At 61.4% G+C, this 24,499-nt stretch carries 23 protein-coding genes; 9 read left to right on the top strand and 14 right to left on the bottom strand.

The features are described 5' to 3' along the window. Positions 1-589 precede the first annotated feature (589 nt). Positions 590-877 carry a PilZ domain-containing protein gene (locus NKJ73_RS21765; protein WP_352455496.1) on the top strand — a complete coding sequence of 96 codons (288 nt, stop codon included), beginning with the start codon at positions 590-592 and terminating at the stop codon, positions 875-877. 147 nt (positions 878-1,024) lie between these two features. On the opposite strand, the gene NKJ73_RS21760 is transcribed toward NKJ73_RS21765, so the two are convergent. Continuing rightward, the gene (locus NKJ73_RS21760) at positions 1,025-1,207 is read right to left on the bottom strand and encodes a hypothetical protein (protein WP_352455497.1); all 183 of its coding nucleotides are present in this window, start codon (positions 1,205-1,207) and stop codon (positions 1,025-1,027) included. A gap of 376 nt (positions 1,208-1,583) precedes the next feature. Here NKJ73_RS21760 and NKJ73_RS21755 point away from each other — a divergent pair, with 376 nt between their 5' ends. The 3 genes from NKJ73_RS21755 to NKJ73_RS21745 all read left to right on the top strand — a co-directional run bounded on the left by NKJ73_RS21755 (position 1,584) and on the right by NKJ73_RS21745 (position 3,568). Continuing rightward, positions 1,584-1,832 carry a plasmid stabilization protein gene (locus tag NKJ73_RS21755; protein WP_352455498.1) on the top strand — a complete coding sequence of 83 codons (249 nt, stop codon included), beginning with the start codon at positions 1,584-1,586 and terminating at the stop codon, positions 1,830-1,832. Beyond that, positions 1,829-2,242, top strand: coding sequence for a type II toxin-antitoxin system VapC family toxin (locus NKJ73_RS21750; protein WP_352455499.1), 414 nt, complete (start codon positions 1,829-1,831; stop codon positions 2,240-2,242). The genes NKJ73_RS21755 and NKJ73_RS21750 overlap by 4 nt, the downstream gene beginning before the upstream one ends. A gap of 246 nt (positions 2,243-2,488) precedes the next feature. Next, positions 2,489-3,568 carry an AI-2E family transporter gene (locus tag NKJ73_RS21745; protein WP_352455626.1) on the top strand — a complete coding sequence of 360 codons (1,080 nt, stop codon included), beginning with the start codon at positions 2,489-2,491 and terminating at the stop codon, positions 3,566-3,568. An 88-nt stretch (positions 3,569-3,656) separates the two neighbouring features. Here the strand turns inward: NKJ73_RS21745 and NKJ73_RS21740 are convergent, their stop codons facing one another. Beyond that, on the bottom strand, positions 3,657-4,646 hold the full coding sequence (locus NKJ73_RS21740) for a Tim44 domain-containing protein (protein WP_352570971.1): 990 nt from the start codon (positions 4,644-4,646) through the stop codon (positions 3,657-3,659). A gap of 367 nt (positions 4,647-5,013) precedes the next feature. Between NKJ73_RS21740 and NKJ73_RS21735 the strand changes: the two genes are divergently transcribed. The 5 genes from NKJ73_RS21735 to NKJ73_RS21715 all read left to right on the top strand — a co-directional run bounded on the left by NKJ73_RS21735 (position 5,014) and on the right by NKJ73_RS21715 (position 9,885). Beyond that, positions 5,014-5,733: a FadR/GntR family transcriptional regulator gene (locus NKJ73_RS21735; RefSeq protein ID WP_352570962.1), complete on the top strand. Its 720-nt coding sequence runs from the start codon at positions 5,014-5,016 to the stop codon at positions 5,731-5,733. Between the two features lie 14 nt (positions 5,734-5,747). Beyond that, positions 5,748-6,953 carry a mandelate racemase/muconate lactonizing enzyme family protein gene (locus NKJ73_RS21730; protein WP_352455502.1) on the top strand — a complete coding sequence of 402 codons (1,206 nt, stop codon included), beginning with the start codon at positions 5,748-5,750 and terminating at the stop codon, positions 6,951-6,953. A gap of 36 nt (positions 6,954-6,989) precedes the next feature. Then, the gene (locus NKJ73_RS21725) at positions 6,990-7,973 is read left to right on the top strand and encodes a sugar ABC transporter substrate-binding protein (RefSeq protein WP_023678770.1); all 984 of its coding nucleotides are present in this window, start codon (positions 6,990-6,992) and stop codon (positions 7,971-7,973) included. Between the two features lie 197 nt (positions 7,974-8,170). Continuing rightward, a complete protein-coding gene (locus NKJ73_RS21720; protein ID WP_352455503.1) occupies positions 8,171-9,151 on the top strand; it encodes an ABC transporter permease in 981 nt (326 codons plus the stop codon). Positions 9,152-9,153: 2 nt separating this feature from the next. Beyond that, positions 9,154-9,885 carry an ATP-binding cassette domain-containing protein gene (locus NKJ73_RS21715; RefSeq protein ID WP_352455504.1) on the top strand — a complete coding sequence of 244 codons (732 nt, stop codon included), beginning with the start codon at positions 9,154-9,156 and terminating at the stop codon, positions 9,883-9,885. A 52-nt stretch (positions 9,886-9,937) separates the two neighbouring features. Here the strand turns inward: NKJ73_RS21715 and NKJ73_RS21710 are convergent, their stop codons facing one another. The 12 genes from NKJ73_RS21710 to NKJ73_RS21655 form a co-directional block, all read right to left on the bottom strand. Then, positions 9,938-10,936 carry a sugar-binding transcriptional regulator gene (locus NKJ73_RS21710; RefSeq protein ID WP_352455505.1) on the bottom strand — a complete coding sequence of 333 codons (999 nt, stop codon included), beginning with the start codon at positions 10,934-10,936 and terminating at the stop codon, positions 9,938-9,940. Between the two features lie 97 nt (positions 10,937-11,033). After that, the gene (locus tag NKJ73_RS21705; protein WP_352455506.1) at positions 11,034-12,089 is read right to left on the bottom strand and encodes a hypothetical protein; all 1,056 of its coding nucleotides are present in this window, start codon (positions 12,087-12,089) and stop codon (positions 11,034-11,036) included. Further along, the gene (locus tag NKJ73_RS21700) at positions 12,090-13,172 is read right to left on the bottom strand and encodes an ABC transporter ATP-binding protein (protein WP_352570961.1); all 1,083 of its coding nucleotides are present in this window, start codon (positions 13,170-13,172) and stop codon (positions 12,090-12,092) included. It lies immediately after the preceding gene. Between the two features lie 77 nt (positions 13,173-13,249). Beyond that, positions 13,250-14,575 carry an iron-containing alcohol dehydrogenase gene (locus NKJ73_RS21695; RefSeq protein WP_352455508.1) on the bottom strand — a complete coding sequence of 442 codons (1,326 nt, stop codon included), beginning with the start codon at positions 14,573-14,575 and terminating at the stop codon, positions 13,250-13,252. Next, entirely contained in the window at positions 14,568-16,097 is a 1,530-nt protein-coding gene (locus tag NKJ73_RS21690) for a xylulokinase (protein WP_352570960.1), read from the bottom strand. The genes NKJ73_RS21695 and NKJ73_RS21690 overlap by 8 nt, the downstream gene beginning before the upstream one ends. A gap of 65 nt (positions 16,098-16,162) precedes the next feature. Then, positions 16,163-17,692 carry an ABC transporter substrate-binding protein gene (locus NKJ73_RS21685; protein ID WP_352455510.1) on the bottom strand — a complete coding sequence of 510 codons (1,530 nt, stop codon included), beginning with the start codon at positions 17,690-17,692 and terminating at the stop codon, positions 16,163-16,165. A 47-nt stretch (positions 17,693-17,739) separates the two neighbouring features. After that, the gene (locus tag NKJ73_RS21680) at positions 17,740-18,639 is read right to left on the bottom strand and encodes a carbohydrate ABC transporter permease (RefSeq protein ID WP_352455511.1); all 900 of its coding nucleotides are present in this window, start codon (positions 18,637-18,639) and stop codon (positions 17,740-17,742) included. After that, the gene (locus tag NKJ73_RS21675) at positions 18,639-19,550 is read right to left on the bottom strand and encodes a carbohydrate ABC transporter permease (RefSeq protein ID WP_292655834.1); all 912 of its coding nucleotides are present in this window, start codon (positions 19,548-19,550) and stop codon (positions 18,639-18,641) included. Before NKJ73_RS21675 ends, NKJ73_RS21680 begins: the two co-directional genes overlap by 1 nt. Positions 19,551-19,887: 337 nt before the next feature. After that, positions 19,888-20,934, bottom strand: coding sequence for an NAD(P)-dependent alcohol dehydrogenase (locus tag NKJ73_RS21670; RefSeq protein ID WP_352455512.1), 1,047 nt, complete (start codon positions 20,932-20,934; stop codon positions 19,888-19,890). Between the two features lie 547 nt (positions 20,935-21,481). After that, positions 21,482-21,982 carry a GNAT family N-acetyltransferase gene (locus tag NKJ73_RS21665; protein ID WP_352455513.1) on the bottom strand — a complete coding sequence of 167 codons (501 nt, stop codon included), beginning with the start codon at positions 21,980-21,982 and terminating at the stop codon, positions 21,482-21,484. A 23-nt stretch (positions 21,983-22,005) separates the two neighbouring features. Further along, positions 22,006-22,311, bottom strand: a complete 306-nt coding sequence (locus NKJ73_RS21660) for a type II toxin-antitoxin system TacA family antitoxin (protein ID WP_352455514.1) — start codon at positions 22,309-22,311, stop codon at positions 22,006-22,008. 197 nt (positions 22,312-22,508) lie between these two features. Further along, the gene (locus NKJ73_RS21655; protein WP_352455516.1) at positions 22,509-23,624 is read right to left on the bottom strand and encodes a Fic family protein; all 1,116 of its coding nucleotides are present in this window, start codon (positions 23,622-23,624) and stop codon (positions 22,509-22,511) included. Between the last annotated feature and the right edge of the window lie 875 nt (positions 23,625-24,499).

The raw sequence follows: 24,499 nt of genomic DNA, 5'->3' as shown, positions 1-24,499 counted from the left end.
ACGGCGATCGGCGCCGGCCTGGCGACGAAGAGCACATATTCCGGCAGTTATTCCCTCGCACAGCGCACCTGCGGGTGCCGCGCCGATATCATTCAGGCGCCTGTCGAACATCGGGAGGAGCCGCTTGGTCCGGGCACAAGCCTGGACGATCATCTCTCCGAAAAAAACTGGCGACGCCACGCGAGGACAATTTCGAGCATGCCGTTGGCGAGACGCTTCTGGTCGCGATTGCGCGGCGTCTTGAGAAAGCAATCAGACGTGGTGGCTTGGTTGCGAGATTGGTGGAGATGAATTCGCACTGCTGATGTCCGGCCCTGCGATGGGACCGGCGACCTTAGCCTCCCGACGCGGCTCATGAAGAACTTGGCGCAACGGCTGAAGGCGGACGTTGGCACCCCCTCCGGGCGGACCCATCGGCTACCCGGAAGGGTAGTTCAAGAATCCTGACAGGGCGCTGTATCAGGCCGAGGCAAGGGGCCGAGGCATATGGAAACACCCTTTTGACCCGACTGGACAACGCTCCGCGATTTAATCCGGCTCGCGCGTGGGCGGTTCTGATATACAAGTGGGGTGCCTAACGGAGGTCACAATGGTTGAAGAAGGCAACAACCGCCGCGAACGGAGACAGCGCGTCCTGAAGGGTGCCGCGATCATTAACGGCATCAACAACTCCGAAATCAGCTGCACCATTCGAAACCAGAACGTCGGCGGAGCCGAACTCAAGGTGCCGGTCGAAGCCCTGGTGCCGGAGCATTTCCTTCTCTACGTGCCGACCGATGGCGTTGCCTATCGGTCTGTGTTGCGCTGGCGCAGGAACGACCGTGTCGGTGTGCAGTTCACCGAAACAGTGCCCAAACCGCGCCTTCACTATGGCTGAAGTTCTCGTCGCACCAGCCGAGCACCACCGGTAGCAACAGTTGGCACTGACCTTCAACACAGCAAGGGAAGCCGCCGCACGGCCATGGGCAAAGGCTCAACTCACACAAGCCGTCGATTGTCTCGTCGACCTTCAGGTTCTGACCGCTCAGCGCGGCATCGCGCCAAAATGTCGCCGCATCACGTTGATCAGGAAACGGACGATGATTGGAACCGAACTCGCCAGCGCGGCCTCGCGGCGGTAGACGACCGAGAGGCTCTGCCGCCCCAGGATTTCCCCGGTCAACCGCCGCAACCCCGGCTCGCTATCTCCGATGATGCGGGGCAGCACCGCGAGGCCGAGCCCGCCACGGCCGCCGCGGTGGCCGAACTTGTGAGCACATGGCCCGCTCGGCTACCCGCCGAGCCGACCGAACGCTTCAGGGGCTGGTAGAGCCCAACGCTTGCCGAACTTAGAGTTGCCGTCGAAAAGCCCGGAGTCGGGAGCGTAGTAGGCGAAGTCGCGAGCGGTAGATGCGGCGCTCACATCCGGCGTTAGGGCGGCCGCAACACACGGACTCTTCGGTCGGTGGAGCTTGGGCAGGTCTACTGCCTATTTTCTGTGCGACCACCAATATGCCCTGCAAGATTGCTTCTGACATCAAGCCATCAGCAGCCATCTTGCTAGGAAGCCAAATGAGCCTATATTGCTGTGCCAGGAGTCGGATATGGCCGAGCCACAACTCTCAGTCCGCAGCGCTAAGGCGCGTGATCTTGCACACCGGCTTGCCCGCCGTGAAAACCGCTCGATTGCGGAGGTGGTCGAGCGCGCCCTCGAATCTTACGAGGTCCGCGAGGCCGGTCGTGAGCCTGCTTCTGCCTTCTATCCGCGGCTTTCAGCGCAATCCGGCACAGACATCGACCTTGAGGCGGTGATCCGTGAGAGTCGCCGGCCGAATCGAGGCGTCGAGCTTTGATCTTTGTCGATACCAACGTCGTTTCCGAAACGTTGAAAAAGACCCCAGACGAGGCAGTCATTGCCTGGCTGATCCGATACGATGCCGAACTCGCGCTTCCAACCGTGACGATTGCCGAGATCGCCTTCGGCATCCAGAAGATAAGACCGGATCAACATGCCGAACGGCTGGAGCAAGGGTTGGCCGACTGGCGCCGGCGTTTCGCAGACCGCATCTTCGGTCTGACAGAAGAAGCTGCGCTGGTTTATGGGGAAATTATGGGTGCTGCTGCTCGCCAGGGACGCGGCATGTCGGCACCCGATGGCATGATCGCGGCGATCGCTCGAGTAAACGGTGGCCGCCTCGCCACGCGCAATCTGACTGAATTCGAGAGGGCAGGACTCGTTTTGACATCTCCGTGGGAGTTCTGAAACGTTTTCCTGTCGTCGCTTTTGTTCAAGCCCCATCTGCCAGTCACAGACGGGCTGAAAGGCCGTCAAAGCGCAGGCGAGCGATATCAGGTTCGATTTGCATGCCGTCAAAATCCCTGAAGGTCACTCGAAGCGCCTCACCGGCGGCCTGACCGTAAGGGTACGGCAACCGACCTGCCTTTTCTTCGGGAAAACCATTACGCTCGCTGGGCTTGCGACAAAGCGAGAGATGCCGACGTGAAACAGATGCCGGATGTAAAACAATTGAGATTGCTCGGCGTCGTGGCAGCGACGGCGATCGGTCTATACGTCTGCTATCTGCTGGCGTTGCCTTTTTTGCCGGCATTGACCTGGGCGCTCGTCCTGGCAATCGTTCTGTCTCCGGCTCACCGGTGGGTTGAGAGACGGGTCGGAAATCGAAACCTGGCAGCGCTGATATCGGTAAGTGTCGCGGCGATCGCCGTCGGCCTGCCGCTGGCGCTCGTCGCACAACAGCTCGTTCGCGAGGCGGTAAACGGAGCGACTTATCTGGAGGAGGTCATCCGCGGTTGGGACGCAGACGGCTTCATGTCTGGCTGTCCCACGCTTTCGGCCATTGCCCAATGGATCGAGAACCAATTCGATCCGGCCGGCTCAGTCGCCGCATTCGTGCAATGGCTGACGGGACAAAGCACATCGCTATTGCGTGGCTCCATCTATCAAGTCGCGATGTTCGGGCTGACATTTTATCTTCTGTTCTATTTTCTGCGCGACCGCCAACATGGCCTGCAAGCCGTCGTGGGCCTGTCGCCCCTGCGCGCTCCGGAGACAGCCTACATCTTGTCCCGCTTTGCGGAGACCGTCCATGCAACACTACTCGGCACCGTGTTCGTCGCCGCCGTCCAGGGAACATTGGGTGGCCTGATGTTCTGGTGGCTCGGCCTGCCGACGCCAGTCTTTTGGGGCCTTGTCATGGGACTTCTTGCCATCGTGCCCGTGCTCGGGGCATTTGTGATCTGGGTGCCCGCAGCGGTCTATCTCGCACTGGAGGGAGCTTGGGCCAGTGCGGCGATATTGACCGTCTGGGGCGGCGTCATCGTCGGCGGCATCGACAATCTGCTCTATCCGATGCTTGTCGGGAACCGGTTGCGCCTCCACACGGTGGTGGCCTTTATCGGCGCGGTCGGCGGCATCGTCTTGTTCGGAGCATCCGGCCTTGTCCTCGGACCTGCGGTGATCGCCATCACAATCAGCCTCATCGATGTGCTAAAGACTCGATTGACCGACCGGCGCAAGGCGACGCCGGCGCGCCCTGGTGAGCTACCTCATCAGTCCGTGATGGATTGATCGAGCGCGCGAAAAGGGCGCTGGCCTTCGAGTGGTGGCGCGAAACCTGAACAACCTCTGCGCAGATATCTCAATGAAGGCAAGCACATCAGCCAGGCTGCTGTATTGCGGCAAGCTTCCAGTCACCCCCGGCCTGGCGCGTAAAGGTCCACAGTTCGGTTGTCTCCGTCGGCTGATCGGCCTGGCCCTCAATGATCTTGTCGCTGACGCGATCGCGGGTCACGTCGCGAGACTCATAGCGCAAAGCGGCCGTCGCGTAGTCGCGATCACCCTCCCGCCAGCTTTCCGCAATATCGGCCTCCAACAGGCTGACCTCCGACACGTCGTTCCTGACGCCCTTTTTGGCATTGTCGGCAAGTTCCTCGGACAGATAGGACACCATCTCGGGCGTCACCAAGCGGCGCAATGCAGCATGGTCCTCACGCCCGAACGCCTCCTGAACTTCCGTCAGCCGTTGCTGGAAGGTGTCGAGGTCGGTTTTGGTGAGTGTGATCTCATCGGAAGCGTTGGCTTGGCTCGTTCCGCCATATCCTGACCCGATGGCTGGAATAGGGAAAGCTGTGGCGTTGCTCGGCTCGGGCCGGGCTGCTGCGTTTCGCCCAAAATTCCCTGCGCCCCGCAAGGCTCCAGCCGTAGCGGGCGCTGGGTTGTAGGCCGATTGCGAGCGGAAAAAGCGGATCGCCAGCATGATCGCGCCGCCGAACAGCAGCACTTGGAGCAAAAGACCCAACATGCCGGCCAAGCCGCCGAAGCCATGGCCCAGAAGAACGCCGATCAAACCGCCGAGAAGCAGCCCACGCATCATCGATCCGCCGAGGCCGTTGAAGAAGCCCGGGCGCTGGAATGCCTGCGGCTGACGGGCCGCATTGTTCGTGGCCGCATTGGGCGTCATCGAGCGCTCGACCGGTGCGGCCGGTTGCGGCGCAACTCTGGTCGGCGGGACCGGCTGGAAAGTGCGCATGCCGCGACTGCCGAAGCTGCCGCCACGGCGCGCATCGGCGTGATCCACAGCGACCATGGAAAATGCCAGGAACAACCCCGCAAACAAAACTGCAAACCGTCCCCAACGCGAAATCAGCATAGGCAAGTCCTCAAGTGACACTCTTTCCGCTCATATGGGGTGCGTCGATCGAAATATCAGTGAATTGTCCGCCGAGATATTTTCGGGCGGCATGGTCGGCCGCCCGCCGGTGTTCACGACGAGAATGTCTGCCCTACCCAAGCGCGATGATCGCTGTTCGATCACGCAGGCTCCCGCACCCGGCCGACCGGTATCGGTCGCGCCAACAGCATCGGTCATGCAAGCCTCTGGTCATCGATCTCCCTGGCGATGATGCCGAGGGTCTCCCGGCGAAGACTCGATTGACATACAGCTTTCCTATGTACTATCAACATATCTGGAGAACCTGCCATACAGGTTTGCCGACTCCTGAACTGGAGCTTGCGTGAGCACGGCCGCATCCGCAAAACATTCCGACGCAGCGAGCCTGGTCAGCAATACGATCGGCGAGATCACGCGCCATATCCGCGCGCATGAGCTCGGGCCCGGCGACCGGCTGCCCAGCGAGGCCGCGCTTTCGAGACAATTGAGCGTCTCGCGTACCGTGGTTCGCGAGGCCTTCAGCTCGCTCGCCGCCATGCGGCTTATCGACCTGAGGGCGGGCAGACGGGCTACCGTCGCCGAGCTGGATTATGGCGCCATGTCGCTGGTGATCGAGCATGGCGTCCACACCGAGCAGATCACGGTGCAGCAAATCTACGACGTGCGCCGCACGATTGAGACCCGCACCGCCATGCTGGCGGCCTTGCGCAGAACAGCCGACGAAGTGGAAAGGATCAGGACGCACGCGCTCGCCATGCGCGAGAATTTCCAGCGGCCGGAACAGGTCATGGAGCACGATCTCGCCTTTCACCTCGAAATCGCCAAGGCTGCGAAGAATCCGGTTTTCAGCCTCATCGTCGGCGCGTTCGAGCGCGTATCGCGCCAGACCTGGCCGATCGGCTGGCGGACCCGCCCTTCGGATGCCGAGCAGTTGGCGATGATCCAGATCCATATCGACCTCGCCGAAGCAATCGAGACCGGTGATCCCCAGTCGGCGCGTGACCTGATGGCCAGGCATTTTGACGAGAGCGTCAAGGCCCTGCTGGCGGCCGGCATCGCCTGAGGAGCAGGGGCGCAATGAAGATCACGAAACTGGAAACGCTGCGGCTCGAGGAGCGGCCGAACCTTCTCTGGGTCCTGGTTCACACGGACGAAGGCCTCGTGGGACTGGGCGAGACCTTCTTCATGGCTGAAACCGTCGAGACCTATCTGCACGAATATGTCGCGCCGCGCGTGATCGGGCGCGACCCCTTGCAGATCGACCTGCTTGCCGCCGACCTCGTCGGCTATCTCGGTTTCCGATCGACGGGCGCGGAAGTCAGGGGCAATTCCGCTTTCGATATCGCGCTTTGGGATCTGTTCGGAAAGGCGACGGGTCAGCCGATCGCACAACTCCTCGGCGGGTTCACCAGGCACGAGATCAGGACCTACAACACCTGTGCCGGAACCGAATACATCAAGAAGGCCACCGGGCAGACAACGGCCAACTACGGGCTCGATAAGCCCGGCGACGCCTATGATGATCTGAACGGCTTCCTTCACCGCGCCGACGAACTGGCGCATTCGTTATTGGAGGAAGGCATCACGGCCATGAAGATCTGGCCGTTCGACATGGCCGCCGAGAAAACGCGCGGCCAGTATGTATCGCAGCCCGATTTGAATTCCGCGCTGGTGCCATTCGAGAAAATCCGCAACGCGGTCGGCGACAAGATGGACATCATGGTTGAATTCCATTCAATGTGGCAGCTGCTGCCGGCCATGCAGATCGCTCGCGAGCTCGCCCCCTACAACACCTTCTGGCACGAAGATCCGATCAGGATGGACAGCCTGTCCAGCCTGAAACGCTATGCCGAGGCTTCGCTGGCGCCGATATCGGCTTCGGAGACGCTTGGTTCCCGGTGGGCTTTCCGCGACCTTCTCGAGACCGGAGCGGCCGGGGTCATTATGCTCGATATCAGCTGGTGCGGCGGGCTCTCGGAGGCGCGCAAGATCGCTGCCATGGCTGAGGCATGGCACCTGCCGGTCGCGCCACACGACTGCACCGGTCCAGTGGTGCTCGGCGCATCGACCCATCTGTCGCTGAATGCGCCGAACGCACTTGTCCAGGAGAGTGTCAGGGCCTTTTACAAGACCTGGTATCGCGATCTTGTGACCGCTTTGCCGCAGGTGAAGAACGGCATGATCACCGTGCCTCCCGGACCGGGCCTCGGCATGGAACTGAACCCGGAGATCGATCGCGCCTTCACGGCGCTTCGACGGGTGACTGACGCATCGTCTCTCTGAAAATGAACCTGAAGCAGCTTTCTACGGAGGAGAACCATGAAGAAGCTACTTATCTCGGCAGCCTTGGGAGCAGTACTGGCTGGAGGCTCGGCAATCGGCTCACGCGCACAGGAGCCGATGAACATCGTCTTCACGCATCATTCGTCGGCGTCGAACCCGTTCTGGCAGGCGGTGAAGAAGGGGTTTGACGACGCCTGCGCCAAGATCCAGGCCAATTGCCAGATGGTCTTCACCCAGACCGAAGGCTCGATCGAGCAACAATCGGCCAACATGCAGGCGGCACTCGCGGCAAAACCGGACGCGCTGATCACCTCGATCGTCGACAACAATGCCTTCGACCAGATCATCGCCGACGCCCGCGCTGCCGGCGTCACGGTCATCGCGTCCAACGTCGACGACACCGAGGGTGCAGCCGGCAATGCCCGCCAGGCTTTCATCGGCCAGGGCTTCATTCCCGCCGGCTACGAACTCGGCAAGAAGATGTCCGAGTTCTTCCCCAAGGAAGGCAAGATCAGGGCGCTCGTCGGCGTCTCCGCGCCCGGTCAGAACTGGTCGGAACAGCGCGCTGCCGGTGTCATGAAGTTCCTTGAGGAATACAAGGCCGCGAATGCCGGACGCGAAGTGGTCATTGAACGGCTCGACACCGGCACAGATGGCGCCGTCGTCGCCGATCGTGTTGGCGCCTATCTGTCTGCCCACCCGGACACCACGGTGTATTTCGACACCGGCCTTTGGCATGCCTACGTGGCCCAGGTCCTGATCGATCGCGGCATCGAGCCGGGCAAGGTGCTGATGGGCGGCTTCGACATCGTCTCGGAAGTCCTGCAACAGATGGAAGCGGGTTACATCCAGGTCCAGGTCGACCAGCAGCCCTACATGCAGGGCTTCATGCCGGTGATGGAAGCCTATCTCGCCAAGAACGTCGGTCTGCTGCCGGCAGACATCGACACCGGCAAGGGCATCATCGTCAAGGAAGACGTGCCGAAGCTCAAGGAACTGGCCGCACAAGGCGTGCGGTAGGCGCGAAGCCGGCGTCCTCTCCTCGTTCTTTACGCGGAGAGGGCAAGGGCAAGGGCCAGGGAGCAAGGCCCCTGGGCGTCGGCTCCGTCCCATCCTCCAACGGCATCTCCCTTGTCAAGGGCGGTAGAAGACAGACTGCCGCCATCCCCTTGCCGATGCGACAAGCCAGCGCAAACAATCCCAAGCCGGAGCGAATGATGAAGCGCTTGATGAAGATTTATCTGGAGAAGCCGGAGCTTGCGGCGGTCGTGTTCCTGCTCCTCCTCCTCCTCGTCTTTCAGATTCGCTCGAACGGCGTATTTCTGAACACACAGAACGTGCGCGGAATGCTTGGGCTGCTGCCTGAAATGGGGCTGGTCGCGATCGGCGTGACCCTGCTGATGATATGCGGCGAGTTTGATCTTTCCGTAGGCTCGGTATTTGCGCTGACCCCGATGACCATGGCGGTGATGCTGGCGGCAGGCGTGCCGTTCGCGCCGGCCTTTGCCGCCGGGCTCGCGATCGCCGCCCTGATTGGCTTCTTCAACGGGTTCATAACGATTCGTTTCGCGATACCAAGCTTCATCACCACGCTTGGCATGCTGTTCATCGCGCGTTCGCTGACGGTGGTAATCTCCGGTGGCTTCCCTCCTGTCATCCCAGCCAACGCTCTGCCGAAATGGCTGTTTACGATCTATGTGGGACCGGGCGACCTCTTTCGCATGTCGTTCTTCTGGTTTGTCGCCGTGGCAATCCTGGTGACGGTGCTCCTGTCGCGCACGAATTTCGGCAACTGGGTGCGCGCCACCGGCGGCTTTCTGCCCGCCGCCCAGTCGATGGGCATCCCGACGGCCCGGGTGAAGGTCGCCTGCTTCATGATCTGTTCGGTGCTCGCCGGCTTTGCCGGCACCATTCAGGTGATGCGGCTCGGCGCGCCGCTGCCGTCGATCGGCGAGGGGCTGGAGTTGCAAGCCGTGTCGGCTGCCGTCATCGGTGGCGCCTCGCTGGCTGGCGGCATCGGCACCATCTTCGGCGGCATCATCGGGGCTGCCCTGATCCGCGTCATCGACAACGGACTGGTGCTGAGCCAGGTTGACGCCAACTGGTTCAAGATGGCAATCGGCTTCCTGACTATCTTCGCGGTCGTCGTGAACGCCTGGCTTCGAAAGCGGGGCAGGGCAATGAAGGTGGAGACCTGATCATGGCGGCACCCATCATCGCGATCAAGGGACTCCAGAAATGGTATTCCGGCGTCCACGCCTTGAAGAACGTCACTCTGGACATTTATCCAGACGAGGCGCTGGGCCTCGTCGGCGACAACGGCGCCGGCAAATCGACGCTGATCAACATCCTGTCAGGCACCCAAAAGCCCGATGGCGGCGAGATCAGGATCGACGGTGAACCGGTCCGCTTCTCGAACCCGCGCGACGCCATGGATCGCGGCATCGAGACGATCTACCAGTACAATTCGATGGTCCCGACCATGAGCATCGCCCGCAACGTTTTCATCGGACGCGAGCCGGTGAAGGGCTCGGTTTTCGGCATCGGCATCTTGGACCAGAAGCGCATGCGTGACGAAAGTGTCAAGGCGATCGCCGACGTCGATCTGCATCTGAGGTCGCCCGATGCGCTGGTCGGCGAACTGTCGGGCGGCCAGCGCCAAGGCGTGGCGATCGCCCGGGCCATGCACTTCAAGTCGAAAGTCATGATCCTCGACGAGCCGACCAATCATCTCTCGGTGAAGGAGACGCGAAAGGTGATCGGCTTCGTTCGCGCCCTCAAGGCCCAGAACATCACCAGCGTCTTCATCAGCCACAACATGCATCATGTTTTCGAATGCTGTGACCGGGTCGTGGCGATGGCGCGCGGCGAGATCGTTCTCGACAAGCGGATCGGCGAGACTTCGATCGAGGAAATCCACGAGGTTCTGTGACGTGGAGAAGCGATCACTCGCGAGCCACTCTGCTGATAGAGGTCAGTCTGCGCTACGGCTTTTCCGCAAGGATCGCCTCAGCGGTTTTCTCGTCGGTGATCAGCACATCGACGACTCCCAGACGCAACACGGCGCGCAGCACCGGAACCTTGTCGAGGCCGCCGGAGGGCAGGATCACAGTGTCGACGTCGCGCAGATGTTCGGGGGCGAGGCCGATGACACGGCTGTTTAGCGGGTGATCGACGAGTTGTCCGTCGGCGCCGATCCAGTGGCCGCAAATATCGCCGACGGCTCCGGCTTCGCGGAGCGATCTGAGATCATCGTCTCCTACCAGTCCGATCCGAAAGATGGTGGCGTCCTTGTGCACCGCGCCCACCGAAACGAAAGCGGCGTCAACGTCGCGGGCATGAGTAAAAGCATCTTCCAGAATTGACTGGCGCATAAGCAGATCGCGCGTGGCCTCCGTATCCGTGAACACCGGTGCTGCGATGTAGAAGCATTCGGCGTCGAAGAGCGCCGCGAGCCGGGAAGCGATCTCGTAGATGTTGATCGCCGATCCACGTGTGAGCCCGCCAAGCAGGGAAACGACCGACATCCCTTTGACGGGGCGCACGGTCACTGAGCGCAGACTAAGCTGCAGCGTCCGTCCCCATCCCACGCCCACCGATATCCCGTCACGGATTCTATGTGACAGGGCTTCACCGGCAGCGGCTGCGATCACCTGTGGCACCAGGGCAGGATCGGGCGGTGTCGGAACCACGATTGGGTCGGAAACGCCATAGGCCTCCCGCAGCCGGTTCTCCAGCTCGATGCAGTTCGCCACCTTGGAATTGATGCGAATCTGAACGATCCCCCGCTGACGGGCATGCGCCAGCATCCGGTTGACGCGAAGGCGTGTCAGGCCAAGAGACTTGGCGATTTGCGCCTGGGTGAGGTCACCGACATAAGCAAGCCAGGCGGCGCGCACGAGCAGCCCTTCCTCGCGATCGGACGTGACGGAACTCGTTACGGCTTGGCGGCCGTCGCGTTTCTTTCGTGCTGGTTTCTCCATCAGATCATCCTGTCCACTCCGCGGCAGCGGGTCCAGAGCGGCTCGGCGGAGCCATGTGCTCATCGAGATGAGGTATCAATCGAGTTTCCCGGCTCCGCTAGCCTCGATGATAGCGGTCGAAGGACAAAACCAGCGGAGCATCATGGCAAATCGCGTCGATGATGGCCCTCGTCAGCGGCAGGCGATCGTGCGGAAGTACACCCCGGGCCATCATATTCTTCAAAGTCGGACCAAGGTCCAGCGCCAGTTGCGCGCCCTCGACCGTGTCCGAGCTCATATGTTCGCGCTTCGCCACCGAATAGGGCAGGCCGCGGCCGAGCAGGCGCCCCATGCGACCGTTACGGCCCGCTTGGCAGGTCACATAAAGATCGCCGGAGCCGGCCAGCCCCAGCACCGTTTCGACCTTTCCACCCAGAGCTTCGACCAGAATCGCCATCTCGGCGAGGGACTGCGAGAAAAGCGACGAGGCCAGGTTGTGCATGAGCGCGCCATTAGGCGCCTTGCCGTCGCGCTCGAGCAGCCCGACGGGAGCCCCAACGGCGAGTGTGTAGAAATTCTTGAACGCAGCGCAGATCTCGACGCCGACGAGATCGGATGACGATCGCGCATGATAGAAAGGCGCGCGCAGAATGCGGGACGCCGCGGCCACCTGGTCGGGATTGTGCCCGGCCAGGATCACAGAGGTGTCGCGCTGTGCCGCCAGTTCGCCGGCAATGCACGGTCCGCCGACGGCCATGACCGGGACAGACAAGCCAGTGCGTTGCTCGATCTCGCGGGCAAGCAGATGTGGCAGGATTTCCACGCCTTCGTCGCTTGCTGCAAGTCCTTTCGTAATCATCAGTATCGGCACGGGCGACTTGATGCTTTCTGCAATGCGGTCGATCGCCCAAGGAATGCCGGCCGACGAGACGCCGAGTACAAGCAGATCGGGTCCATCGTTCATCGCCGCCCCGAATTCGGTCCAGGAACAGGCGGTTACCACATCAGGCAGAGTGATGTTGAGGCGTGGGTGATGACTTGTGCTGGCCACCGAGCCGACGATCTCCTCATCGAGATGGGTCCCGACAAGAGTGATGCGGTTACCAGCGTGAGCGGCCGGAAGCGTCATGGCAGAGCCCATGACACCGGCGCCGAGGATGAGGATCCGCGCCATTCAACTTCTTCCCTTGTCCAGCCGCTCGCCGCTACCTTGGTCGAACAGGTGGATTCGCTCAGGCGCCGGCTCCAGATGGATCACAGCTCCTGGAGCGAGCTCCATGCGGTCATGCAGCACCGCGCAGATCGCGATGTTGCCCATGCTGGCAAAGATGTGGATTTCGGGGCCAGTCGGCTCGACAACCGTAATCCTCGCCGGAATGCCGCGCCCGTCGGCCACTGGTCGAAGATGTTCGGGGCGAATGCCGTAGATCACCTTTTGGCCGGGCCGGACCGCAGCCCCTGGCGGCAGCGGGAGCGATAGCTCGTCGGTCCGCACCACCCAGACGTCGCGCTCGGCAGCCACCTCGCCATGGAACATGTTCATTGCGGGCGAGCCGATGAAGGAGGCGACGAAGAGATTTGCCGGGCGATCGTAGACATCGAGCGGGCGCCCGATCTGCTCGATATGGCCGTCGCGCATGATGACGATGACATCGGCCATGGTCATGGCCTCGATCTGGTCATGCGTGACATAGACGGTGGTGGTCTTCAGCCGCTGGTGGAGCTCCTTGATTTCGGTGCGCATCTGCACGCGCAGCTTGGCGTCGAGGTTGGACAGCGGCTCGTCGAACAGGAACACAGTTGGGTCCCGCACGATGGCGCGGCCCATGGCGACGCGCTGCCGCTGGCCGCCCGAAAGCTGGCGAGGGTACCGTTCCAGATAGGGGGTCAGATTGAGGATCGCCGCCGCCCATCCGACCTTCTGTTTGATTTCTTCGGTTGGGCGTTTCTTCAACTGCATGGAAAAGGCCATGTTGTCGAAGACGGTCATGTGCGCATAAAGCGCGTAATTCTGGAAGACCATCGCGATGTTGCGGTCTTTGGGATGGAGCGTGTTGACGACCCTGTCGCCTATGGCGATCTCACCGGATGTGATGGGCTCGAGACCGGCTATCATGCGCAACAGCGTGGACTTGCCGCAGCCGGACGGCCCCAACAGAACGACGAACTGGCCATCCTCGATCGAGAGATCGAGTCCATCGATAATCGAGAGGGCGCCATAGTCCTTCTTTATGTTGCTGATGGTGACAGACGCCATAAATTGCTACCCTTCGATTGCCCTTGCCGGTTGGATCGCATTTTCGCTATGCGAGCTATTGGCGATCGGATGCGCTCTCACCATTCGCTCTCCAGAAACTCTTCCAAGAGTCCCGCATCGGCGGCCAGATTGATGAAGGACCATCGACCGCGGATTTCCCGCGAATAGCGAATGGCGTCGTGCCAAAGCGCTCGCGGCAGGCCTAGTTCCGCGCCGGTGACCGGCCCTCCCGCAGCCTTGAGTGCTGCCTCCATGCGGGCGACCGGCATTGCCATGGGCCGAACCTCCTGGCGCAGCGCCGGCCAGATTTCCGCAAGCCTGCGGTTGAAGATTTCCGACTGGCTGGCGTCGAGTGCCGTCTTCTTCATCTCGGCAATGCAAAGTGGTCCAAGCTGCGCTCCATAGCGTGCCAGCATCGCCGCTTCGTCGATGGCGGTCGGCTTCACCTGCGGCGGCTCTTTCATGTCCAGCAGCCGCGCTTGCAGACGCGCCATGACCAGCGAGGCAACCCCAACCTGCTGGCCATGCGTGGTGCCGGGATGGCGCTCTCCCGCGAACATGTCGACCCAATGGGAAATCTGGTGCTCTCCCATGGACCCGGGATGGGAAACGCCGGCAAAGCACACGCCCATCGAGCACAGCGTCAGGACGCGCTGGAGATGCCCGACAGCGGTGATGTCATGCCTCGCAAGGCCAGGCGCATGGGCCAGCATCGGCTCCTCATCGCCCGCCTGCAGCAGGTAGGGCACCTCGGAATAGTAAGTGTCGAACAGCCGATGCGAAGCCCACCAGTCGATCTGGGCGGTTGAGCGGCAGAGGCTGTCACCAAGCCCGGCAGCGCTGAGCCAGGCGGGCGCTGCGGCCGACACGCCAAGGTCCAGGAAGATGCCCCGGGGCGCGTGTGAGGGCAGCGAGATCTTGAGCCCGGAGGCCAGGGTCACCGACGCTGTCGAGGCGCCGTAGCCATTCATCGAGGCGGCCGTGCCGAAGACGGCATAGGGCCGCTCGTCGAGAAAGGTTGCATGCTTGCAGCCGTCGTTGAGGACGCCCGACCCGACGGCCACGACCCCGTCGGCGTGAGGCGTCTTCTCCCTGACCATCTGGATCATTGCCTCATCGCAGTCGAGGCCGTCAGGCAGCACGATTTCATCGATGTCGGCGATGGCACGCAGCGCCTTCGCGACGCGCCTGCCCATCACATCGACGGTGTTGATATCCGACACAACAGCGATGCGGCTGCCTAGCGCCAGGGGCGCAACGAGATCCGACTCGCGGCCCTCCGTCGTCTCCAGCAGTTCGATCGTCTGGAACGGCAGGACCGCGGCCGCGCCGGTCTTGGGATCTGTCCAGCGTCCCGCGACAACGTCCTCGATCAACGCGTTCCAGTTGGTCGTTTCAGCCATGATCGGCCTCCATGAAGGCCGCGAGGCGCTGGTTCCAGGCTGAAAGCGTTGGCCAAAGATCGGCATGGATCGCAAGAAGTTCGGCGTAGAGCGCGGCCCGTTTCGTGTCCGGTTCGAAGGTTTTGGCCGGCTCGCTGGCCATTGCGAGCGACGCTTCGGCGATAGTGGAAAACCAGCCCACGCCCTTTGCCGCCGCCATCGCCGCGCCAAGCGAGGAGGCTTCGACGGTCGTCGAACGCTTTATGGGACGATCGAGTACATCCGCCAGAATTTGCATCCACAGGTCGGACTTCGCTCCTCCGCCGATCGCTATGAACTGGTCGATGGTCTGGGCGGCGGCCGCAGCCGCCCGCTGACTTGTCGCGGCCTGATGCAGCGCTATGCCTTCCAGCACGGCGCGATAGATGTCGCCGCGGCGGCTAGAGCCCGAAAGCCCGGCAATCACACCACGGGCCGCACTATCCCAGTGTGGGTCCATGACGCCCTGCCAGTAGGGCAGGAGCATTATGCCGCCTGCGCCGATCGGGCTGGCAGCGGCTTCGGCCTCGAGCGTCTCCAGGGCATCATTTGCGCCATGCAGATCGACGCCAAGCATCTCGCGCGCCATCCAGTCGACAAGAAAAGTGCCGGCGCGAAGGCACGTCTCGTAGATATAGCCGTCATCGGCGACCGCCGTCTCTGTGCGGAAGGCCAAATCATGGACGTAGTCGATGCCGAAGCTGCCGGAGACGACAGCCGTCCCGAGGTTGACGTAAGCGCATCGCGGCTGCAACACACCCGCGCCCGTGCCAGCGCATTGACCGTCGCCGCCGCCGGCGACGATCGGCGTGCCCTCGCGCAGGCCCGTCGAAATGGCCGCTTCCGAAGTCAGTTGGCCCAGAACGGTGCCGGGCCGCGCCAGGTCCGGCATCATGCGCCGGGCGACGCCGGCTGCCTCCAGTATATCGTTCGACCATTCCATAGCTCGCATATCGAGTATGCCCATCGGGTCCGCGGATGCGGTGGACGTCACCCACCGGCCGCTCAAGCGAAAGACCAGATAGCCGTGGACTTCGGCCATTCGCTCCACCCGGGCAAAAATCTCGGGCTCTTGCTCGCGGAACCAGATCATGCGGTAAAGGCAAGGAATGACGTCCAGCGGCTTGCCGGATATTGCGTGGACGCGTGCCGCGCCGAAACTCTCGCCGAAGCGCCGTGCTTTCCCACGGGCGCGCTCATCGAGCCAGAGCGTTGCGGGCCCGACCGCCTGGCCCTGCTCGTCGAAAAGGCCGAAGCTCTCGCGCTGGTTGGCAATCGCAAGGGCGGCAATGCGTCCCGGCGAAACTGTTGCCGCGACACCACGAAGCGCCGTGACCGTCGAGGCCCACCATTCGGCCGGATCCTGCTCGAAATAGCCCGAACGCGGGTTCGACAGCGCAAGCGGTGCACGACTTTCAGCCACGGCCAGACCGTTGCGGTCCCAGGCGATCGCCTTGGTTGCCGAGGTCGAGGAATCAATGCCGATGACGAGATCAGGAACCATTGCCGCCACGTTGCCAACGGGCGAGGGCGGTCGAAACCGCCTTCGCCCAAATCACCGATTACCCACTAAAGACCGGCGTCCTTGACTTTGCCGTCGACAATGCCGGCAATGGCATCCAGGCATGCCTTGGCATCGCCGCCATAGTCTTGGCCCGTAAGCAACTTGCCGAGCTCAACCGGAATGTCGTTGTTCGACAGATCCGCCCAGATCGGCATGTCCGGCTCAGATCCCATCTGATTGTCGATAGTGTATTTGATCGCGTCGAAATGGCGTGTCGTTCCGGGGCCGACAACGGCCTTCGCCTTGACCCGAGGATCTGTAAAAGAGGAATTGCGCATCGGCGAGGCGCCGCCGCCGAGCGTCGATACCCGCGCCATCACATCCTTCGAGCAGACCCACTGCATGAACAGCCATGCCGCTTCCTTGTTCTTGGAATATTGCGACAGCGAGATCGTCGAGCCGCCCTGGTGACCGACGGCAGGGATTTCGTTGAAGCCGCAATCGGCGGCGGCGCGACGGCCAGGAACCTCCTTGGGCGCGGGCAGGGCCTCGAACAGGCCTTTGACCTTGGAATCATTGGCGTCGAAGCCGGGGAAATCTTCGCCCCAGGTGATTGCCATAGCGGCTTGTCCCTGTGTCAGCGCCTGTCCCTGACCGTCCCACGTCCAAGTCGTCGCCGAGGGCGGCGAGTTCTTGACCAGCTCCTGATAGAATTGCAGCCCGGCCACGCCGCGTTCGTCATTGCCGACAAACTTCTTGTCTTTGTTGAAGATCGAACCGCCATGGCCCCACAATGCGAAGGTCCAGTCGCATTCCAGCGAATAGTGGCCGGACTTCGCCTGGCACGCGGTGCCGAAGATGCCGTTGCTTTTTTCTGCCTCTGTGAGCGCCTGCACGGCCTTGAGGTAGGCGTCGAGGTCAGTCGGCAGCGCAATGTTGTGTTTGTCGAAAAGATCCTTGCGGTACATCAGGATGAAGATCGGAATATCGAATGGAATTCCGCACTGTTTGCCGTTGTACATGGCGATGCCGTCGACCAGCGGCTTGGAGAAATCGTCCCAGTCGAAGTTGGGCATCGCCAGGTCTTTGTTCTGGTCGTAATACTCGCGCGGATCGACGACATCCTGGGCAAATGTCGCCATCCAGGACTGGTCGAGATAGTAGACGTCATAGGTGCCAAGCTGGCCCTGTACGTCTTGCGTTGCCTTGGCGAGAACCTGCTCCAGCGGTACGATCTCGACTTCCACCTCAATGCCGGTTGCCTTGGTGAATTCACCCGCGACAAGCTGGTTGGCAACGATCGTTGGCGGCGTCGCTTCCGAAGTGTAGCGGATTTTGGTGCCGGCATATGGCTTGCCGACATCAGCCAGCCACTTCAGCATGTCGGCGTCCTGGGCGCGGGCTTCCTCAACCCCGAGCCCCAGCATCCCCCGATTGGTGCGGCCGCCTCCTAGCATGGCCGATCCGAAGGCAGAAAAGCCGACACCGGCGAGCGCCATCTTCCTCATGAAGTCGCGTTTGGTTATTCGGCGCGCCGTAAAATCGTTGCAGGTATCGGTGACGAATGTCTTCTTGTCGTGTTCACTGAAGCTCATGATCGTTCCTCCATTGCGTTTTTGTCGTCGTTCTTCTCGTCTGCGCCTCACTCCTTCAGCGATCCGAGGGTGAGGCCGCGGACCAGATGCCGTTGAACCAGCAGGATAAAGATGAAGCTGGGTATGATCGCGGACGTGCCGAGCGCTGTGATGTAGCCCCACTCGGTCGCGGTCGAGGTGACAAAGGTCGAGATCTTCACCGGCACAGTGCGGATCGACGTTGTCAGGAACAGTGAGAGCAGGAACTCGGTCCACGAAAAGATGAAACACAGCACAGCCGTCGCAGCGATGCCGCCCTTGACCATGGGAAGGACCACGCGTCGGAACGTCTGCCAGCGCGTCGCGCCGTCAATCAGCGCCGCCTCATCAACCTCGCGCGGAACATCGTCGAAGAACGACTTCAAAAGCAAAACCGCCAGCGGCAGGTTAATCAAACTGTGAACCAGGATGAGCCCCGTATAGGTATCGCGCAAGCCGAGATCCCGGAACATGAAAACGATCGGAATGACGATCGCGATTGGCGGCATGAAGCGCTGCGAGAGAATCCAGAACAGGAAAGACTGCTGGCCGCTGAACTGCATTCGCGACAGGCAATAGGCGGCCAGCGTGGCCAGCAGCAGCGTCAGCGCCGTCGATCCGACGGCTATGACGGCGCTATCGAGCAACGACTGGCGGGAATCGTAGGAGCTGGCGCCACCCTTGATGACCCCGGCCGCCTCGCCGCCCTGTTCCATGCCGATGTCGACGCGCGAAACGCCAAGCAAGGTCACACGGTAATTGTCCGGCGTCGGCGTGAAACCGGTGTAAACCGGTCCGCTGCGGTCGAAGATCGCCGAATAGGGTTTGATGGACGACAGCGCCCACCACGCGATCGGGAACATGAAGATCGCCACCACCAGGACGGCGAGCACGTCACGGGCGATCGTTTGGGCGCGCGACGACTCCATCAGAACCTCACCTTGAACAGCCTGACGAACAGGTTCGACACGACGATCAAGACGACGAGCACGATCAGCGACAGGGTCGCGGCATAGGGAAAGTCTCCGGTGAAGTAGATTCGACCCGCGTAGAATGAAAGTGTCTCGGTGGCCGTGCCTGGCCCGCCGGCGGTGATGATGTAAACGTAGTCGTAGATGCGAAAGAGATCGACGCCGCGGATCAGCACCGCGACCGCTATCACCTTGCGCAGCATGGGCAGTGTGAGGCGCAAGAACGTCTGGATGCCGTTGGCGCCGTCGATCGCGGCGGCTTCGAAAGGTTCCTTCGGCAGCGCCCTGAGCCCTGCTAGGATGATGAGCACCATGAACGGCGTCCATTGCCATATGTCTGCCAGCAGGATCGCCGCCAATGCGGTTCCGGGCTGCGTCAGAATCGGCTGTGCCGGCGAGATCAGGTCGAGGGCATAGAGGTAGAACGACAGGACGCCGAAAGAGCCGTCCTGCATCAGCAGGAACATCATTCCGGTCACGGCAGGCGGCACCACCAGCGGCAGTGTCATCAGCGCCCGCAGCACGCCGTAACCTTTGCGATCGGTGTCAAGCAGAAGGGCAATGAGGATGCCGAGCGCAAGCTGAACCGCAAGCGCGACGAAGGTGTAGATCAGCGTGGTTTCCAGCGAATGCCACATACGCGCATCCGAGAATGCGCGCGTCCATTGGTGGAGCCCGGCGAAGTCAAGTTGCCGGGAAACGACATTGCGTTTGTGAAACGACAGCCAGACTGAATAGGCGAGGGGATAGATGCCGAAAACGAGAAGCATCACCGTGATCGGCGCGAGCCAGGGAAAAGGATGCTCGGCCGTCATGAACCGGGGTAGGGCCCACCTGGAAGTCGGCCGCGTGAGGATAGCGCTGCTCACGTGCAAATCTCCGCTCGGTCACAGAGACGCATCGGCCTTCTCCCTATCGGCCAGATTGTGCCAACTTGAACTTTTGTAAGTTTGTTGTGCCTTTTGTTAAGAACGTGTCGGACGGCCGCCGATTTGTCAAGTGTCGGGTCCGTCAGCGCTCAAGGGATTTGCTCGTGGTAGATCCCGACATCGCCGGTATGAAGTTGTTTTTGGAGGGATCGCCGGTAAATGCGGTGGACCAGCATCAAAAGCACTCAGGGCCGCCGCCAACTTTGGCAGCCCGAGGAAAGCTACGGAAAGCATCGAGGAGATCGGGAGGACAGCCCGGGGGCTTTTGGAACTCCCCTTAATCCGGCAACAGGATCTGAAGCTTTACGTCCGCGGGCCGGGCTTCGACTGCGCGGTCGAAAGCGGTGATGGAATCTTCAAAGGGGAAGGTCGCCGAAATGAGTGGCTTTAGGTCGACCCGGCCCGACCCCATCAGCGCGATTGCCCGCTCATATTGGTGGGCATATCGGAACACAGTCTCGATGCGGACTTCCTTGGTCGACGCGGTGGCAATGTCGAGCGCCACAGGCGCCACCGGCAGGCCGACCACCACCACCGCGCCGCCGGGCCGCGGCAGATCGAGCAGGGTCTCCCATGCCTTGGACGAGCCCGAGCATTCGAAAACGACATCGGCGCCCCAGCCATCGGTCAGGAGCTTTACCTCCGCCGCCAGGTTCTTGTCGCGGATGTTGACCGGGATCACGCCTTGATAGCCGCTGGCGATGTCGAGCTTGGGTTGGGCGAAATCTGCAACAATGGCGCGGGCGCACCCGCCGGCGAGTGCCGCGATCGCCACCATCGTCCCGATCGGCCCGGCGCCAATCACCACCGCCGTGTCACCAGGCGCGATCTTTGCTTTGGCAGCCGCCTGCATGCCGACAGCGAAGGGCTCCACCATGGCGCCTTCGGCGAAGCTGACATCGTCGGGCAGTTTGAATGTGTAGTTGGCGGGGTGGACGACATAGGGCGTCAACACACCGTGGATCGGCGGCGTTGCCCAGAATCTGACAGCTGGGTCAATGTTGTAGAGACCGAGCCGGCTCGCCCGCGAATTGGGATCGGGGATACCCGGCTCCATGCAGACGCGGTCGCCGACCTTCAGATGCTCGACGCCTTCCCCTGTTTCGACGACGGTGCCGGCGGCTTCGTGGCCCAAGACCATCGGCGCTTCGACCACGAACGGGCCGATGCGGCCATGCGTGTAGTAGTGCACGTCCGAGCCGCAGATGCCCACCGTATGGATCTTGATGCGAACTTCGCCCGCGCCGACGGTCTGTGGCAGATCGATCTCACGCAGCTTGAGTTCGTGCTGGCGTTCAAGGACAAGGGCGCGAATGTTCGTCATCGACGTAGTCTCCTCTAAAGCCGACTGTTCGAGGCCTCCGCGACCTTGCTTGCATTCGGCACGTTCATCATAGCCGCTCATTCACGGCTTCAAAATCCAGTTCGGAAACGGGTGTTGCAAGATTCCGACTATCCGTACCAACTTCCCGGCCAAGGGACTTTGAAGGCCGACCATGCCGCTGCCGAATTTCGTTTGGATCATTCAGGGTACTCTGAGGTATTCAAGTGATAGATTCGGCATCAGGATAGCAACCAGTGTCTAGAGGGCGACGTGCACACTCGCTGCACACAAAGTTCTCCCTTCTTTCGGTTCTGTTTTGTCGAAGAGGCAACAGGGCATGCTGTGACGCGATGTTTGAGAAATTGTCGCCCGGCTTCGGCTGCCCGGGCGACAGAGCACCTGACAGGGCGCCGTAGCACGACGAAAGAGGGTCTTTTTACTGGGTGTGCGAGATGCTTCTGAGGGCTTCGGCAAAGCACAGGGTGGCCGAACCCGTCGCGGTCTGACGGCGAAGGCTCCGCGTTAGGCGATGTAGGTGCTGCGTCGATCATGGCTCCACCAGTTGCTGGATTGCGTGCATCGGTAGGACGAGCCGGAGGGAGTCCGGCAGCCGCACGAAGCCGTTTCCCTCATAGAAGGCAGCGGCGCGCTCGCTGATGGCATCCACCACCAGCATCGAGGAACCGACTGTGGCCGCGCTCGCATAGGCGCGCCGCACGGCGTCGGCGAGAAGCATCGCACCCAGGCGTTCGCCCTGACGGGCTTCCGAGACCGCCAGCCGTCCGATCAGCGTGGCGCTGACCAGCGGATAGCGCGGGATGTGCTTGCGCGCGGCGGCCGGCACGTCGCCCTGTGCAAGGCTGGTTGCGCAAAGCGTATAATAGCTCAGCACGACATCCGGTTTATCAGGCTCCACTAGAATGAAGACCCCATTCGCCTTGCGCCGCACATCTTGGCTTGCCTGCGTCCGGAGATAACGGTCGAGTCTGTCGACGCCGCAGGCAAAGCCGTCCCGGTCGTGATGCGACGCGAGCGCCTCGATCTTCAAATCTGGCCGAGACGCCGCCATGCTCAGGACGCGACCCGGCGCTTGTGCTCGGCCAAGGCGCGGACCAGCCGCTCACTCGGCTCTGGCGGATTGACCAGCGCGTCGAAGAATGCCGCGCGGTCGCGATCGGACAGCACCAACGTCTCATGCTCGGCGATCGTGCGGCGCGCGGTGTCAGTGAGCGCAGTGACGCAGAAGTCGCTGACTTTGCGTCGTGACAGATGCGCTGCCCGCTCGATAAGATCCTTAGTCTCTTCATCCAACCGGAATCCGAGGCGTTCGACGCGGTTGGGCGTCTCTCGTTCGATCTGGGGCTGTTTGCGCGGCATTGGGATCACTCCTGTCATGGTCTATGTTTCGCAGACAATGTACGTCACATAGACGAACAAATCAAACCGATTTCTGCCCTTCATCCACGCGCTGGTGGTCGAACATCAGCTTCGCCCGCTGTTCGGCTTCTACTGGGTGCTGACGGTCCAGGCAGGCAGGCTCTTCGACAGCCCGCTTCTTCTGTCCCTGTTGTGGTTTACGCTCGGCCAGCAAGAGTGTTCAATGCGTAACGTGTGTATCGTCGTTCGCCAGTTCTAATCAGTGCACCCTTGGCAACGAGGTCCTGCAAATCTCTTGTCGCTGACGCGCGAGATGCCTGAGTGAAGGCGATGTAATTCTCGGCGCTGAGACCGCCCTTGAAACCATCTATACCTTCGCGGAACATCCGGGTGATGGCCTTTTCCTGTCGCTCGTTGAAGTGACCGTGGTAGCGTTCGTAAAACTTGGCCTTGGCGACGGAGAATTCGACACGGGCAAGCGTTACGCGCTGCGCCTCAAGGATCGTTTTAGCGAAGTAGAGCAGCCAATCCGTAATCGCGTTGCTCTTGTTGCTGGCCTCGAGATTGTCGTAGTAGGCCTTGCGGTGGCGTTCCATCGTGTACGCCAAAGCGATGAGACTGGGCTCACCCAGGCTTTGCGCCAACGCCTTTTCGCAGAGGGCACGCCCTATGCGCCCGTTGCCATCCTCGAACGGGTGAATGCTCTCGAAATAAAGGTGCGCGATTCCGGCACGCGTCAACGCCGGAATCGGTATCTTGCCTTTGGGCGCGGTTACGTTGAACCAAGCCGCGAAGGCGTCCATTTCGGTCTTCACCCGGGCCGACGGCGGCGCTTCGAAATGCACTTTGGGCTTATCCAGCCGATTGGAAACGATTTGCATAGCATCGGCATGCTGGCGGTAGCTGCCGATGGTCCCGATACCCCGCTCACCCGACATCACCATCTTGTGCCAAGCGTAGAGGGTGCGGTGCGAGAGTGTATCGGCGAAATGCAAGTAAACATCGGCCGTCATTTCAGCGATGCCGCGCTCGGCCGGCGGAATGTGCCTGATCTCGCTTCCCAGGCCAAGTTGCTGGCGTAAGGATGATTGCAGACTCTCGCGGTTGAGGTATTCCCCTTCAATCGCGGATGTCTTCAAGGCCTCTTCGCTGATAAGGTCGATGCGGATCTGGTCGCGATCGTTGGCACCCACATGACGAAAGACGCCCAGGAACTCGCCCGATCGCAACAGGAACTCGCTTTCCAGCGGTTCCAATACCTTCTTATCGTAGGTAAAATGCGGCCAGTCAGCCTGCTCCCAATTCCATACCATGAGTTATAGAGCACCTTTCTATAACTCATTATGCCACGACAGGTGAGCTATAGCAATCCTCGCTATGCCTCAGGGTCTTCTCGGATACGTCAACAATTGGCGAACGTGTTCGGGGTTCGAGTTGTAGACCGCTATATCGCAAGACCCACTGTTGAGGAGGCGTTCTTGCGGTCGCGCCAATCTGTTTGATTGCAGTTTGAGCTGATCGATCAACCCCCGGGCGGCACCGCAGATTTTCCTGATTGCGCCGGAGTTGATCCAACCCAGGTCGGCTCTGAAAGGGCCGCTGGACACGTTGAAGGACATAGCTTGAGGCGCCCCGAGAACCGGTCTTTGCACAGCTCCCCTCACGCAGGTATCAAGGGCCGACACGTGTAGCGTCATTATGGAAATCAGCGGCTGTTCGTACCTCACAGGCGTGCGCGGCTTTGCCTGTTCAAGATGTGGGCACGGCTCGGATCTGAACCGGTAGGCTGGAGCACTGAGCCGGCCCCGACGGGCCCTCGGGCTGGGCTCCGGGAACTGTCCTGTCCCTTGGCACTGGAACCCTGATTTCGGGCCAGTCCAACTGGCGGTTGCTAGACGTATAGCAACTCATGCGCCTAAGTTTGCCTACGGCCCGCGCGCACCTGGCAAGCCCGCCCACCCTAGTCCCCCGCTTGGTGCAACAGCGCCCGTCCCGCCCCGCCGCACCAAACCGTGCGGCGGGCTTTTTTTCACGCGGTGGAACACCGGCGCGCAGGGAAGTTCGGGGCATGCCGCATACCCTTCGCCTCACAGTATTGCTGCCGGATCGCTTGCCCTGATCGGCCCACGTCGTCGATCGACAAAGGTTCATTATGGAGCGACAACGCTCGCTAGGGCTTCCCGATGAT

The organism is Mesorhizobium sp. M0074, from assembly GCF_040322975.1.
Lineage (GTDB): Bacteria > Pseudomonadota > Alphaproteobacteria > Rhizobiales > Rhizobiaceae > Mesorhizobium.
This window is presented reverse-complemented; position numbering and strand designations above follow the sequence as displayed.